Raw genomic sequence first — 14,020 nt, forward strand, 5'->3', positions numbered from 1 at the left:
GGAGCCGGTGTAAGACCTCAACGGAGCACTCCGGGCGGGCAGTCGGCGACGAAGCAGAAAACCTCACAGCGCGAGCCGTGAGAATCCCCCTCGTTTACGAGGGGGAGAAGTCAAGCCGTTGTGTTCCTGTCTGGTCGGGCGAGGACCATCGCGCTCTGGAAGCCGCCGAAACCGCTGCCGACGGTCAGCACCGTGTCGGTGCGCCAGTCGCGTGCGGTCAACGGCACGTAGTCGAGGTCGCATTCGGGGTCGGGATCGTGCAGGTTCGCTGTCGGGGGCACCACGTTGTTCTCCATGGCCAGGACTGAGGCGGCGATCTCGATCGAGCCGATCGCGCCGAGCGAGTGGCCGACCATCGACTTGATCGAGCTCATCGGGGTACGGCGGGCGTGGTCGCCGAGGCTGCGCTTGACGGCGCTGGTCTCGTGCCGGTCGTTCTGCTTGGTCCCCGAGCCGTGCGCGTTGACGTAGTCGACGGCGTCGGGGCTGATCCTCGCCTCGTCCAGCGCCGAGCGGATGGCCTCGGCCATCTCCTTGCCGTCGGGACGCAGACCGGTCATGTGAAAGGCGTTGCAGCGCGAGGCGTACCCGGCGATCTCGGCGTACACGTGGGCACCGCGCCGGCGCGCGGACTCCCATTCCTCCAGCACGAACATCGCGGCGCCCTCGCCCAGCACGAAGCCGTTGCGGGAGCGGTCGAAGGGCCGGGAGGCGTGCTCGGGGTCGTCGTTGCGCGGGGTGGTCGCCTTGATCGCGTCGAAGCACGCCATGGTGATCGGCGAGATCGGCGCGTCCGTGGCACCGGTGATCATCACCTCGGCCGAGCCGTCGCGGATCAGTTCGGCCGCGTAGCCGACCGCGTCGATGCCCGAGGTGCAGCCGGTGGAGACCACGGTCGAGGGCCCCTCGGCACCGACCGCCCAGGCGACCTCGGCGGCAAACGAGCTCGGCACGAAGTAGTTGTAGAGGTGGGGGACGGCGTACTCGTGGTCGACGAGATCGAGCCGGCCGCCATCGCTGACCACCCGGTACTCCTCGTCGAGACCCGTGGTGGCGCCCACGGCGCTGCCGACCGCCACCCCGACGCGGTGGGGCGTGAAGCCGTGCAGATCCAGCCCGCTGTCCGCCATCGCCTCACGGGCCGTGACGAGGGCGAACTGCGCGGCCCGGTCGGTGCGCCGGATCTCCTGCGGACCAAGCCCGTGCTCCGACGGCTCGAAGTCGATCTCGGCCGCGACCCGGGAACGGAACGGGGACGGGTCGAAGAAGGTGATCCCCCTGGTCGCCGTCCGGCCCTCGCTCAGCAGGCTCCAGAAGTTCTTGGCCCCGATTCCTCCCGGAGCCGCCACCCCGACCCCGGTGATGACCACACGTCGGCCGCTCACGCCGACTCCCAGGTGTAGAACCTCCGCGCCATGGCGTCCGCGGGGGAGCGCCAGGTCGCCGGGTCGTAGGCGTCGATGAACGGCTTGAGATCCTGGCTGATCCGGACGAAGCGCGGATCGGTCTTCGCCTGCTCGATGAGCTCTGAGCCGTTGTCGTCGTCGAAGTCCTGAAGATGGAAGTACAGACCGTTGAACATGAAGAGCTGACGTCGCCGGGTCCCCATGCGATGCGGCATGTCGGTCTCGTCGAAAGCACTGAAAAGCCGAGCCACGTCGGCACTCGAACGAGAATCCATTTTGGCCACTATCAGATTGCTGTGCATTCGACCCCCTCCTCGAGGATTTGCTGCGCCTGTCACAGATACTTGACCAGTGCCGTCCATTCGGCGAGCTCCTCCTCCGACAATGGCGGCAGACAAGGCTGATCGGCAAGTGGCGTTCCGTAATCCGTCCATACATGAGGCGGATACACTCCGTTCCACGCAAATCCCATCCACATAAGACCCTCCCCGAGGGTCTTCCCTATGGATCGCATGGCAGACCTGCGCCTCGCCCGCATGTCATTCTCCATTCCGCTGGGAAACCACCTGTCGCCACCTTGCGTGACGTTCCTCAAGAGGAAATCAGGAATGCGTCGAATACCGCTGGAGAGATTGTGGAGCCGCGGTCGTGCCGTTCTCGAGCGAGCCCCGAGGAAGCGGACGGCTGAACTCCGCGACCGCAAAGAGACAAAAAGGGCGGTTCCTGGAAGGAACCGCCCTTTCGGCTGGTCCGGGGGGCAGGGGCGAACTCACAAGGCCGCTGTGCCCGGCAGCGGCCGGCGCTCACCACACCGCGTTCCTCCCAGAAGACAAGGTCCGCGCGACGCGACCGGCCGGCCAGGCCGTGTTCTCCTCATCTGGATTCCTCCGTGGATACCCCAGCCTTCAGGCCGGGGAGGAAACGGACTCCTGCGCAGCAGGGCAAGGGACGACGATTCGCCGCCAGGGCGGATCGTCGTCCACCAGCAACTGCCCGCGGATGCAGCAGAGCTGCCGGGCCCGGCCGGTGATGACCAAGCCGGCCGGGCCTACCGCCGGGCCGGCGGGATGTCAGGTCTGTGGAGCCGGCGTAAGACTGCTGGGCGTACCGACGTCCCCCGCCGTTGATGCGGGGCAGCTGCTGTCTGAGAAGTAGAAAGCTCAACCCGCGAGGGAAGAATCCCCCTGCTTCAGCTGGGGGAGACGTCATCGAGACGACAGGGCTTCCTTCCGGCGTCGCGCCGCCGCCGGGCCGCCCACCGTGCCCAGCCGCCGGCGATCGAGCGGCGAAGGACGACGCTCCAGCCGGGCCGCGAGGAGTTCGGCGGCCCGGTCGTGCTCGCCACCCGAGATCAGGGCATGCAGCAGGGTTTCCTCCACGACCTCGTGCTGTGCCTTGCTGGCGCCCACCCGGGCGATGAGAGGCAGCAGCGGCTGCAGCCGCAGCACCGCCTCCTGCCAGCGCTGGCGGACCACCGCCGACAGCGCGTCGCACAGCGGCGCGATCACCAGGGGGAACACCTCCTGGCCCTTCGCCAGCGCGTGGGCCCGCAGCCGCCCCAGCCCATCGAGGTCGGCAGCCGCGGCGAAGGCCAGCGCGCCGTGCAGGGCGGCGAAGGCCGTCGCAGGTGCCTCCAGCCAGGCTTGAGGAGCCGCGTCCAGCAGCTCGGCGAGCGGCAGCCCACCACTCCAGCTGCCCGTCATGCGCGCCCGCCACAGCAGCGCCGCCGAGTCGACCAGCAGCCGGCCTCCGCTCACCTGCGAGGCAACGAGTTCCCGGTGGTAGCGGCGGAGCAGCGCGGGACGGTCATCGAGGGTCAGCTCATGCAGCGCGGCATGCCAGGACAGGTGGGAACGGTGGCCGGCTCCGCCACCGTGACGGCAGATCCACTCATCCAGCCAGGCCAGACCGGCGCGGTGCTCGCCGGTCTCGTAGAAGACGTGTGCCCGGGCGTGAACGGCATGGCCGGCCACGGGGTGGGCGGAGAGCGCTCGCGCGGCCAGCGCCTCGGCCTCCTGCCAGCGCCCCTGCTCCTGGCGGACGAAGGCGAGCTGTCCCAGGTACCACCAGTCGTCACCGTAGGTTTTGGACAAACCCTCGACCAGGGCCCGGGCCTCCTCGGCGCCGGTCACACCGTTGAAGGAGACGGTCGGCACGGCCGCGCTCACCACCAGCGCATCGCGGGGATGCTCGGCGATATGGCCCAGCAGGGCCGCCTTGCCCATCTCCTCGGTGCCGGTCAGGCGGGCATCCACCGCGGCGACCAGGCTGCGTTCTCGCTCGTCCGCCCGGCACGACGCGGCCCGACGGGCAGACGCGAGCGCGCAGGGCGTGTCCACGACGCTCCCGCACTCGTGGCCGAGCAGCGCCAGCGCCGCATGGCCGGCGGCGAAGCCCGGGTCGGCGCCGACCGCTTCGCTCAGCAGTGCCTCGGCGCCGAGCCTGCCCGCCAGGATCCGTTCCAGGGCCTGGTCGTACAGCTCCGCCGCCTCGGGGCTCGTGCTCAGGCTCAGGCCGTAGCGGTCGGTGGGCCTGGACGCACGGCGGCCGGTGAGCGCCGCGAGCACGCTGCTTGCGACCTCGGCGGCCTGCGTGCGGATCTCCGGAATCGCCGTGCTCTCCAGCAGGTTCCCGCGCCGCGCAGCCCCGATCGTCCACAGCCGCACGGCCGCGGTGCCGGTGGCGGGCACCAGCCGTCCGTCGCTCCACGTGTCGAAACCCAGGTCGGCGGGGCCGGTTTGGGCGTAGCCGCCCTCCAGCACACAGCGCACCAGGGGGTCGGCCGTGCGGCGGAGGTCCGTCTGCGCCCCGGTGCAGTTGACGACCGCACCGACCCGCAGCTGCCTCCCGTTGCTCAGCCGCACCGCCACCGCGCCTTCGTGCGGCGCGGCATGCACCACCTCCGCGGCACCGATCCGCAGTCGGCCCGAGGCGCGCAACGCGCGGATCGTGGCCGCCGTCTTCGGCGCGATGCGGTGACGGTGCACCTCCCAGGCCCGCAGATCCTCGTTGAGGAAGCGCGCCCGGTCGGCTGCCGACAACTGCTGCCACAGGCCTGCCGTCACCGCCCGCAGCCCGTCCATGCCGGGCCGCCAGTCGCCGCACGCACGCCGGCTCGCGGCGAGGTGCCGCCGAATGTCCCGGCGCAGCGTGTCGAGACCGCGTGAACCGTCCAAGCCCGGCGGATCGGCCGGCGGGGCCGCGTCGACGAGGTGTTCCTGGGGGACGAGCCCGTGGCGGGACACCGCGTGCACCACCCGGTCCGGGCGGGCCAGAGTGACGGCCAGGTCGGCCATGGTCAGACCGGTGCCGACGAGCAGAACGTCCCCCTCTTCGGCCAGGGCGTCGAGCGCGCCGGGTGCCCAGGGATCGGCGACAAAGCGTCCGGATTCCCGCAGTTCGGAGCTGGCCCAGCTCTGGCCGGGGGCGAAGTTCCCCAGCGCGAGTACGGCCGCGTCCACCCGCAGCTCGCTGCCGCCGGCGAGCCGCAGCCCCAACCCGGACCCCTGCTCGCGGGCGGCGACGACCCTCTCCCGCACCCGGTGCAGGCGCGCCCGCCGGCACTCTTCGGTGGTGCGCTTGAGCACCTCGGCCAGATATCGCCCGTACTCCTGGCGGGGGACGAAGTCACCAGGGGCGGCGCGGGGATCACGGTCGGCGAGCCAGCGCAGGAAGTGCCCGGGATCGTCGGGGAAGGCGCTCATCCGGCCGGCGGCCACATTGAGCAGATGGCGTGGGTCGCCCGTCCCGTAGGCGACGCCCGGGCCGGACTGTTCGGCCGGGTCGATCAGCCATATCTCGAGCGCCCGACCGAGCTTCTCGGCCCGGCGCAGCAGCTGAACCACCGTCAGCGTTCCTGCCGCGCCGGCCCCGACGACTGCGATGCGGCGCGAGGAGGAATTCCAGCTCATCATGTCACTCCCTGATTCATTTGGCTTCAGCTCGCCGTTGCGATTCACCCGTCAGCCGCCACCAGTTATCGGCCCATGACGCGTCGACGTTTGGCGGCCGGAACGTGAGGGAGCGAATTGCTCGCCGGGCATCAGAGCCCGTTCTCCTCGTCGCAAGCGTCGCCGGTGCGCACGATCGCGAAGGCCTCGCCCGCCATGCCGGCAGTGAGGGTGGTGCCGTCGGCCGGGTCGATCAGCAGGAACGAGCCGGTGCGGCGGTTGGCGGTGTAACTGTCCAGAGCCAGCGGCTCGGCGGTGCGCAGCACCACGTGGCCGATGTCGTTGACCTTCAACATCTCGGCGCCGGGGCGCTGTTGGAGCGTGTCGATGTCGATCCGGTACGAGATGTCCTTGACCTGCGCGCGCACGGTGCGGGTGGTGTGCTTGAGCAGCACCTTGGCGCCGATGCGCAGCGGACGCTCGCTGAGGTGGCAGACGTAGGCCTCGATGTCCTTGGTGAGCTGTGGGGCGGGGCCCTGGGCCGCGATCAGGTCGCCGCGGGCTATGTCGATGTCGTCGGCGAGCCGCACGGTGACCGACTGGGGTGCCCAGGCGATCTCCGTTTTCCTGCCGAGCACATCGATGGCCGCGACGGTGGTGGTGTGGCCGGAGGGCAGGACGGTGACCAAGTCCCCGACCAGGAGCACGCCGGAGGCCAACTGGCCCGCGTAGCCGCGGTAGTCGTGGTGCTCCGCACTCTGCGGGCGGATCACGTACTGGACCGGGAAGCGCACGGGGTCCTCGCTCGGGTCGCTGCCGACCGGGACGCTCTCCAAGTGCTCCAGCAGGGTCGGGCCGCCGTACCAGTCCATGCGGGCGGAGGCCTCGACCACGTTGTCACCGGCCAGCGCGGAGATCGGGATCACCACGACGTCCTGGACCCCCAGGGATGCGGCGTAGGAGGTGAACTCCTCGGCGATGGCCGCGAAGACGGGCTCGGCGTAGTCGACCAGGTCCATCTTGTTGACGGCCAGGACTACATGGGGGACGCGCAGCAGCGCGGCGACGGCGACGTGGCGGCGGGTCTGCTCGATGACGCCGTGGCGGGCGTCGACCAGGACGACGGCCAGCTCGGCGGTGGAGGCGCCGGTGACCATGTTGCGGGTGTACTGCACGTGGCCCGGGGTGTCGGCGAGGATGAACCGCCGCCGGGCGGTGGCGAAGTAGCGGTAGGCGACGTCGATGGTGATGCCCTGCTCGCGCTCGGCCCGCAGGCCGTCGGTGAGCAGCGCCAGGTCGGGCGCGTCCTGGCCGCGGTTGCGGGAGGCATGCTCGACGGCCTCCAGCTGATCGGCCAGCACGGACTTGGAGTCGTGCAGCAGGCGGCCGACGAGTGTGGACTTGCCGTCGTCGACGGATCCGGCGGTGGCGAAGCGCAGCAGTGCGGCGGCGGTGGCTTTCTGAGCGGTGGTCACGGCTAGAAGTACCCCTCGCGCTTGCGGTCTTCCATGGCGGCCTCGGAGAGCTTGTCGTCGGCCCGGGTGGCGCCGCGCTCGGTGAGGCGGCTGGCGGCGATCTCGGCGATGATGTCCGCGTTGGTGGCGGCGTCGGAGTCGACGGCGCCGGTGCAGGACATGTCACCGACGGTGCGGTAGCGGACCAGCCGCCACTGAGACCTCTCGTGCTCCTTGGGGCCGCCCCACGCGCCGGCGGTCAGCCACATGCCGCCCCGGCTGAACACCTGACGCTTGTGGGCGTAGTAGATCGCCGGCAGCTCGATGTTCTCCCGCTCGATGTACTGCCAGACGTCCAGCTCGGTCCAGTTGGAGAGCGGGAAGACGCGCACGTGCTCGCCGGGCGCGTGCCGGCCGTTGTAGAGCGACCACAGCTCCGGGCGCTGGCGGCGCGGATCCCAGGCGCCGAACTCGTCGCGCAGCGAGAAGATGCGCTCCTTGGCACGGGCCTTCTCCTCGTCGCGGCGGCCGCCGCCGAAAACCGCGTCGAAGCGGTGCGACTCGATGGCGTCCAGCAGCGGCACCGTCTGCAGTGGGTTGCGGGTGCCGTCCGGGCGCTCGCGCAGCCGGCCGTCGTCGATGAAGTCCTGGACGGAGGCCACGTACAGGCGCAGGCTGTGCTGCGCCACCACGCGGTCGCGGTGCTCGATGACCTCGGGGAAGTTGTGCCCGGTGTCGACGTGCAGCAGCGCGAAGGGCACCGGCGCCGGGCGGAACGCCTTGAGCGCCAGGTGCAGCATGACGATCGAGTCCTTGCCGCCGGAGAACAGGATCACCGGCCGCTCGAACTCACCGGCCACCTCCCGCAAGACGTGCACCGACTCCGCCTCGAGGGCGTCCAGGTGCGACAGCGCGAAGGCGTTTTCCGACACCTCGATCAGACTCTGGTTCGCGGGCATCATCTGGATTCCTCCGTGGATACCCCAGCCTTCAGGCCGGGGAGGAAACGGACTCCTGCGCAGCAGGGCAAGGGAAGACGATTCGCCGCCGGGGCGGATCGTCGTCCACCAGCAACTGCCCGCGGATGTCGTAGAGTTGCCAGGTCCGGCCGGTGATGACCAAGCCGGCCGGGCCTACCGCTGGGCTGGCGGGATGTCAGGTCTGTGGAGCCGGCGTAAGACTGCTGGGCGTACCAACGTCCCCCGCCGTTGATGCGGCGCAGCTGCTGTCTGAGAAGCAGAAAGCTCAACCCGCGAGGGAAGAATCCCCCTGCTTCAGTTGGGGGAGATGTCAAGCCAGGCCCCTCTCGGCGAGGAAGGCGTGCAGTTCGGCGGCGGACTCGGCCACCGACCGGCTCTGCGTCTGGATACGCAGCTCCGGGTTCTTTGGGGCCTCGTACGGGTCGTCCACGCCGGTGACACCGCAGATCTCACCGGCGGCCTGCTTGGCGTACAGGCCCTTCACGTCGCGCTCGGCACAGAGCCCGACGGGGGTGGCCACGTGGATCTCCAGGAACTCCGTGCCGCCTGCGGCATGGCGCTCACGGACGGCGGCGCGGGAGGCGGCGTACGGGGCGATGACCGGGGCCAGCACCATGACGCCGTGGGAGGCCAGCTTCTGCGCCACGAACCCGATCCGGGTCACATTGATGTGCCGGTCCTCCCGGGTGAACCCCAGCCCCTTGGACAGGAACGCGCGGATCTCGTCACCGTCGAGCACCTCGACCTTGCGCCCCTTCGCGCGCAGGCGCTCGGCGAGGGCATGCGCGAGGGTGGTCTTGCCCGCGCTGGGCAGCCCGGTCAGCCACACGGTGGCGCCGCGCGCACAGGTGGCGTCCGCGGAGGCCGCCTCTGCGGTGACCCCGGCGGCCAGGGTGCGAGCTGTGGTCACGGTGATGTTCTCCCGAAAGTGAGATGACGGACTGTCAGAGATGTCAGAGATGTCAGAGATGGATGCCGCCCCCGGTCCTGTCCGGCCCGGCCCACGCTCGGCCTGCACCCCGAGTAGGCGGCGGCCGCAGTCGTGTTCGCACACCCAGAACCGCTACGCCACGCCAGACCCCGCCGAACACAAAGACGGTCGGGCGTCCGCGGGGTGCTGCGCCGGCCAGGACAGCGGAACCCCTCAGGCGGTGGCGAATTCGGCCAGGACCCGGCCGAGAACGTCCATGTTGATCCGATGCCAGGAACCGGGCAGCTCGAGCCCCCGGCCATGGGGCAGGGCTGCCGCGGTCGCCTGCGCCGCCGCGCGCAGCCAGGCGCTGGTGTTGTCACTGTTGAGGACCAAGGTCTCCGTCTGGTAGCCGGCCAGCCGGTTGACCGGGACGCTGCAGTCTCCGCAGATCGCCGTGTCGTAGGCGAGCGTGTGCGCGTTCGCCTCGTTCACCGCCCAGATCGGGCCCCTCCGCCACTCCGCGACCGTGTCGGGGGTCAGGCCCAGGAAACTGCCGAGAAAGTACTCGACCGCCTCCTCACGCCGGTCTTCCGCCATGAGGACCCGGAGCGTCTTCGCGACATTCCACGGGGGCTTCGGGTATCCATCGACCCGGAAGAACGGCTCGTGCAGCGCCAGCTTGGTGATCGGGGCGCCGCCGAGCGCCGCCTCGAGCGCAAGGTTCGCGCCCGAGGACCCGGCGAACACCACTGCTGAGCCGCCGGCCTCCTGGATCACCGCCTCGAGATCCTCGATCTCCCGCTCGACGGCGTACTCGGGGCAGTCGCCGCTCTCGCCGCGCCCCCGGCGGTCATAGACATAGGTGGTGCAGTGCGGCGCCAGCTCGGGAACGAGCGCGTCGAAGATCGTGTGATCGCGGAACGAACCGTTGAGAAGCACGATCGGCGGGCCCTCACCCGCCTTCTCGTAAGCGATCGTCGTGCCGTCCCGGGAAACGACCTTGCGCATCACGCACTCCTCACGCCGAACGGAGGTGCTCTCACCTCGCCGTATGTCGGCATTTTCGAGCGCGCCGGTGGACCACCGGTCGAGGACCGGTCGCGGGGCTCATGACCCTCAAGAGAGCCGGCACGCTCGTCGTCAGGTAGTTGCATACCGTGCCGTTCGGCAGATGCGGCCTCGCGGCGCTCTCCCGGAGCTCGTCGCCCTGCGCGGTCATCTGATTCCTCCGTGGATACTCCGCCTTTCAGGGCGGAGAGGAAACGCACTCCTGCGGAGCAGGACAGGGAAGGCCGATTCGCCGCCAGGGCCGATGCGTTGGGTGCGGGCATTGCTTTCCCGCGGCGGAAAACCACCGCCGGACCAGCCCTGGCCGGAGGGACGGACTCCCCAAGGAACAGGTGGCGGGCATAGGTTGGGCCCCAGAGCGATCGCCTTTCGGGGGTAGATGTGGCAGGCCGGGATCTGCGTACGCTGTTCGCTTCGAACGACCGCGGATTCGCTGCGCAGGAGGCGTTCACCAACCGCGAGGCTCAGTGGGAAGCGGTCGCGGCCGCGCTCGCCGGACACCTGCGCACCGTGGCCGGACCCTCCTTCGAGGTGGAGGATCTGGAGGCGGCCCGCAACAACGTGATCGTGTTCCACGGCGTCGGCGGTATCGGCAAGACCACCCTGTCGCGGAAACTCGAGGCCGCGCTCGCCAGCGGCGAGCACCGGCCTGCCCAGTGGGGCGCACCCGCATGGGGCAGCGAGCGGATCCTTCCCGTACGCGTCGATCTCTCCCGCTCGGCTGGCGGCGATTTCGAGCAGGTCGTGCTGACGATCCGGCTCGCCCTCTCCGGGATCGGCCGCCCGCTGCCCGCCTTCGACCTGGCGCTGCGCCGCTACTGGGAGGCGGCTCATCCCGGCGAACCGCTGGAGGAGTACCTACGCCGCAGCGGGCTGGCTCCCCGGTTCGGGCAGGCGCTGCCGCAGCAGATGCAGTCCGCGCTCGCCGACGTCGCCCAGGCGCTGCTGCTGCCGGGCACGGTCGGCTCCGTGGTCGGTGAGGTGGCAGGGGCACTGGTGCGCGCCCTGCGCGAGCGGCGTCGGACCGTCCGCGCGCTCGCCGGCTGCGCCCGCCTCGCCGACCTCCTGGAGGCCGAGCCCGGCCTGGACACGCTCTCCTACTACCCGCACCTGCTCGCCTGGGAGCTTGCCCGCCTCCCCGCTGGCAAGAAGGCCGTGCCGGTGATCCTCCTCGACACGTTCGAGGACGTCGGCGACCGCACCCGCCGTGATCTGGAACGGCTGATCCAACGCATCGTCTGGCTAATGCCGAACGCCTTCTTCGTGATCACCGGTCGCGGTCGGCTGCAGTGGGCCGACGAAGGCCTCCAAGGACAGCTCGACTGGACCGGCCCTGAGGCCTGGCCCGGGCTCGCGGCTTCCGACACCCCGTACGCCCGCGACGCGGCGGGCGGGAGCGGCAGGCAGGTCCTGATCGGGGACTTCGCCAACGAGGACTGCGACGACTACCTCGCCCGCCGCCTCTCCCGCGACGGCCAGCCCCTTATCGGCAGCGAACTGCGCGCTGTCATCACCCGCCGCTCGCACGGCCTGCCGCTCTACCTTGACTTGTCGGTCATGCGCTACCTGGAGATCCGCCGCACCGGCCGCACCCCGCAACCCGCCGACTTCGAAGTCGACTTCCCGGCGTTGGTTTCCCGCACCCTGTCCGACCTCACTGCCGACGAACGGCACGTACTGCGCTCCGTCAGCCTCCTGGACTCCTTCGACCTGCCACTCGCAACCAGGGCCGCGGGGATGACCCACGACGCGCCGGCCCTGCGACTCATCGAGCGGCCCTTCGTCCACGAAAGCCCAATCGGCCTGTGGCCTTTCCACCTGCACGGGCTGATCCGCTCCACTATCCGCAGCGCCGACGACCACACTGACGACCGCTGGAGCCCCGCCGACTGGCAGCGGGCCGCCCAGCGGGTCTTTCACGCTCTGGGCGAGCAGTGCAACGGTGGAACGATCCATAACCGGCTCCTGCTGGTGGGATGCATGCGCCAGGGCCTCGCCATCGCCCGCGACTTCCGTCTCGATCCCGGCTGGCTCGCTGAGGCGACCTGGCGCTACGTCAGCGACTCCCTTTGGGAGCCCCTCGCCCCACCCGCCCCGTCAACGACAGCTGCCCCCACGCCGGAGACGGCCGCAGACGCACTGGTCGAAACGCTCAGCGCGCTCGCCCGGCGACAGCACGAGCACCGCGAACGCACCGCCGCCCGTCTCATCGCCGTAGTCGGCACCGGACTACTCCCCTCTGATCTGCAGGAGATGGCCGTCTATTACCTGGCGAAGGCCCAGCGCGACCTGGGGCACACCGATGACTCACGCCGTGGCATGCAACACGTCATCGCTGGCGGCGGCCGGCTGGCGCCTTCAGCCCGGCGCGGCCTCGCGCACCTGGCCCGCCTCGTTGGCGACTTTCCCACCGCCATCGAAGCTGCCCGCACCCTCGGCTGGGAAGGCCGTCACCACCGCATTCTGGGCGAAGTGTGGTGGGTCCAGGGAGACATGGCACGGTCGGCTGCCGCTTACCAGGCCGGCCGTACCGAAGCGGAGCAGCACGCGGTAGCGGGCGAGGCCGCTACCGCTCAGTCGATGCGGGCCCTTTCGCTCGCCTTCACTGCCCCGGAGCAGGCCGACGACGAACTTGAATTGGCAGAACAGCTCCTGTCCAGGGTCAACATCCGTGCGTCGGGCATCAACGCCCAGATCGCCGCGCTCGTACGCGACGCCGGAAGGTTCCCGGACTTGGAAGACCGCGCCCGCCTCCTGCGCACCGAAATCGGCAACGCCGGCCTTTCCTCCGTGGCAACCACCCTCGAGCTCGCCATGTGCTTCCACCACACAGTCCGCGGCGCACACGACGAACTAGCGGCATCCATCTCCCGACTACGCGACCTGACCCGATCCGGCAACTACGCCTACTACGTCGACATCGCCCACTTCATGGCCGACCTTCCTCTCCAGTCCCCTTCACCGGCACGCTGGCTCGACGGCCAGCACACCACTCACCAGCGGTGGCGGGCTTTGGTCACCGCCCGCCGCGAGCACCTTCGCGTCACACCGTAACTACCGTTTCCGCCCGGGTGCGATGTGCGTGAGGCGGGCGCCGAGATGGCGCATCAGACCTTGGCGGCCGAAGCTGCCTGCATGCGGGCCTGCACCTCGGGGCTTGCCTGTTCCTGCTCGGTCTGGTCTTCCACGTTTCTCCTTGCGCTGTCAGGCCGACTGCCTGCTCAACACACGATGCCTGTTCCGCCGGCCGCAGCCTGCCGGCCGGACTCCGTGACCGCCTCGGCCTGGGCGCGGGGTATGTGGCGTAACCGGTGGAGGATCGCATCGTTTACTGGGCGGTGCCGCCTCTTGGGTGCTGTGACGGTGCCCAGTTGAGCGCCGCAGCAGCCCACGACTGCCGCGGACAGGTAGGCCCTTGGCGCACCGCGTCAATCACAGCTCCGACGAGCTGGGCTTGCCACCTGCAGCGCCGGATCGTGGGAACGGCAGGAGTCATCCACCATGACGCAATACCCACGAAAGCGCCTTGTGCGACGCAGTGAGGAACCTGGCGGGCCTGAGCAGTGCGAAGGTCTTCAGCAGATCCGCGACGCTTTGCCGCCGGCACGCCAGGCCCGTACCGTCGTGCCGGCTCCACGCTCCGTGGATTCCGCAGTCCCAGCGGAACTGCTGGCCGCCGTCACTTACCACTGCCGCTACATCAGCAAGTACCTCGCCAGGGCCCAGCAACTTGGCACCCGGCACAAGACCTGCATGGACGAGTGGCAGCGGGTGGTTCTGTTTGCCCTGACCGACGCTCTGGCGCACAACCATCTGCTCGTCGGCGCGTTAGCCGCATACCTTCAGCGTCAGGAGGTCGATGACGACCTCGTATGCCGCTACCTGCAGTCGCCGGATCCCGACCGCTACGTCACCCGCCACGCGATCGATTACCTCGACGGACTGACGGGCTCCCGACCCGAGACCCCAGACGAACCAGCGTGGATGCACGTTGGCCGGTCGATCGCGCGGAACGCGCACGATGCCCATGACGCTGCCGCGCCAGACGAACAGCCCCGTGGGTGAGGGCCGTTTTGGAGGCTGGTTCGGTTCATGCGGTGTTGGACTCAGTGAACGCACAACCCGCCGTCGACGAAGATCGCCTGCCCGGTGGTGTAGCCGGAGGCGCGGTCGGCTAGGGTCACTGCCGCTGCGGCGAAGTCCTACGGTGACGGTGTTCAGCATGATCTAGCGCGGAACCCCGGGCGTTCACGCCCGGGAGGAAGCGCTTCTCTGGACTGCTCTGACTTGCGCGGGTGCTCGGGTCCGC

At 69.8% G+C, this 14,020-nt stretch carries 9 protein-coding genes and 2 pseudogenes; 2 read left to right on the top strand and 9 right to left on the bottom strand.

Annotated elements, in window-relative coordinates:
* Positions 1–110 precede the first annotated feature (110 nt).
* The 7 genes from ACZ4RZ_RS49725 to ACZ4RZ_RS49755 form a co-directional block, all read right to left on the bottom strand.
* Entirely contained in the window at positions 111–1,385 is a 1,275-nt protein-coding gene (locus ACZ4RZ_RS49725) for a beta-ketoacyl-[acyl-carrier-protein] synthase family protein (RefSeq protein WP_467754275.1), read from the bottom strand.
* Entirely contained in the window at positions 1,382–1,708 is a 327-nt protein-coding gene (locus ACZ4RZ_RS49730) for a TcmI family type II polyketide cyclase (protein ID WP_467754277.1), read from the bottom strand. The genes ACZ4RZ_RS49725 and ACZ4RZ_RS49730 overlap by 4 nt, the downstream gene beginning before the upstream one ends.
* 903 nt (positions 1,709–2,611) lie before the next feature.
* Positions 2,612–5,320, bottom strand: coding sequence for an FAD/NAD(P)-binding protein (locus ACZ4RZ_RS49735; RefSeq protein ID WP_467754278.1), 2,709 nt, complete (start codon positions 5,318–5,320; stop codon positions 2,612–2,614).
* Positions 5,321–5,448: 128 nt separating this feature from the next.
* On the bottom strand, positions 5,449–6,771 hold the full coding sequence (locus ACZ4RZ_RS49740) for a sulfate adenylyltransferase subunit 1 (RefSeq protein WP_467754279.1): 1,323 nt from the start codon (positions 6,769–6,771) through the stop codon (positions 5,449–5,451).
* Between the two features lie 2 nt (positions 6,772–6,773).
* Positions 6,774–7,709: a sulfate adenylyltransferase subunit CysD gene (gene cysD, locus ACZ4RZ_RS49745; RefSeq protein WP_467754284.1), complete on the bottom strand. Its 936-nt coding sequence runs from the start codon at positions 7,707–7,709 to the stop codon at positions 6,774–6,776.
* A gap of 331 nt (positions 7,710–8,040) precedes the next feature.
* Positions 8,041–8,622 (bottom strand): adenylyl-sulfate kinase, encoded by a 582-nt coding sequence (cysC, locus tag ACZ4RZ_RS49750; RefSeq protein WP_467754285.1) that lies wholly within the window; start codon positions 8,620–8,622, stop codon positions 8,041–8,043.
* Between the two features lie 252 nt (positions 8,623–8,874).
* Complete coding sequence (locus tag ACZ4RZ_RS49755; RefSeq protein ID WP_467754280.1) at positions 8,875–9,651, bottom strand: alpha/beta fold hydrolase; 777 nt, start codon at positions 9,649–9,651, stop codon at positions 8,875–8,877.
* 441 nt (positions 9,652–10,092) lie between these two features.
* On the opposite strand from ACZ4RZ_RS49755, the gene ACZ4RZ_RS49760 reads away from it, so the two are divergent.
* Entirely contained in the window at positions 10,093–12,765 is a 2,673-nt protein-coding gene (locus tag ACZ4RZ_RS49760) for an ATP/GTP-binding protein (protein ID WP_467754281.1), read from the top strand.
* A gap of 9 nt (positions 12,766–12,774) precedes the next feature.
* On the opposite strand, the pseudogene ACZ4RZ_RS49765 reads toward ACZ4RZ_RS49760, so the two are convergent.
* Positions 12,775–12,899 (bottom strand): annotated as a pseudogene (locus ACZ4RZ_RS49765) (DUF4442 domain-containing protein); the annotation flags it as partial.
* 313 nt (positions 12,900–13,212) lie between these two features.
* On the opposite strand from ACZ4RZ_RS49765, the gene ACZ4RZ_RS49770 reads away from it, so the two are divergent.
* Positions 13,213–13,776 carry a hypothetical protein gene (locus tag ACZ4RZ_RS49770; RefSeq protein WP_467754282.1) on the top strand — a complete coding sequence of 188 codons (564 nt, stop codon included), beginning with the start codon at positions 13,213–13,215 and terminating at the stop codon, positions 13,774–13,776.
* Between the two features lie 41 nt (positions 13,777–13,817).
* On the opposite strand, the pseudogene ACZ4RZ_RS49775 reads toward ACZ4RZ_RS49770, so the two are convergent.
* Positions 13,818–13,913 (bottom strand): annotated as a pseudogene (locus ACZ4RZ_RS49775) (dehydrogenase); the annotation flags it as partial.
* Positions 13,914–14,020 lie beyond the last annotated feature (107 nt).

It is taken from the genome of Streptomyces sp. NPDC027189 (genome assembly GCF_055566975.1).

Coding starts and splice junctions, on each gene's coding strand:
- ACZ4RZ_RS49755 (WP_467754280.1), bottom strand. CDS start 9,651: ATGCGCAAGGTCGTTTCCCGGGACGGCACGACGATCGCTTACGAGAAG.
- ACZ4RZ_RS49730 (WP_467754277.1), bottom strand. CDS start 1,708: ATGCACAGCAATCTGATAGTGGCCAAAATGGATTCTCGTTCGAGTGCC.
- cysD (WP_467754284.1), bottom strand. CDS start 7,709: ATGCCCGCGAACCAGAGTCTGATCGAGGTGTCGGAAAACGCCTTCGCG.
- ACZ4RZ_RS49770 (WP_467754282.1), top strand. CDS start 13,213: ATGACGCAATACCCACGAAAGCGCCTTGTGCGACGCAGTGAGGAACCT.
- ACZ4RZ_RS49735 (WP_467754278.1), bottom strand. CDS start 5,320: ATGATGAGCTGGAATTCCTCCTCGCGCCGCATCGCAGTCGTCGGGGCC.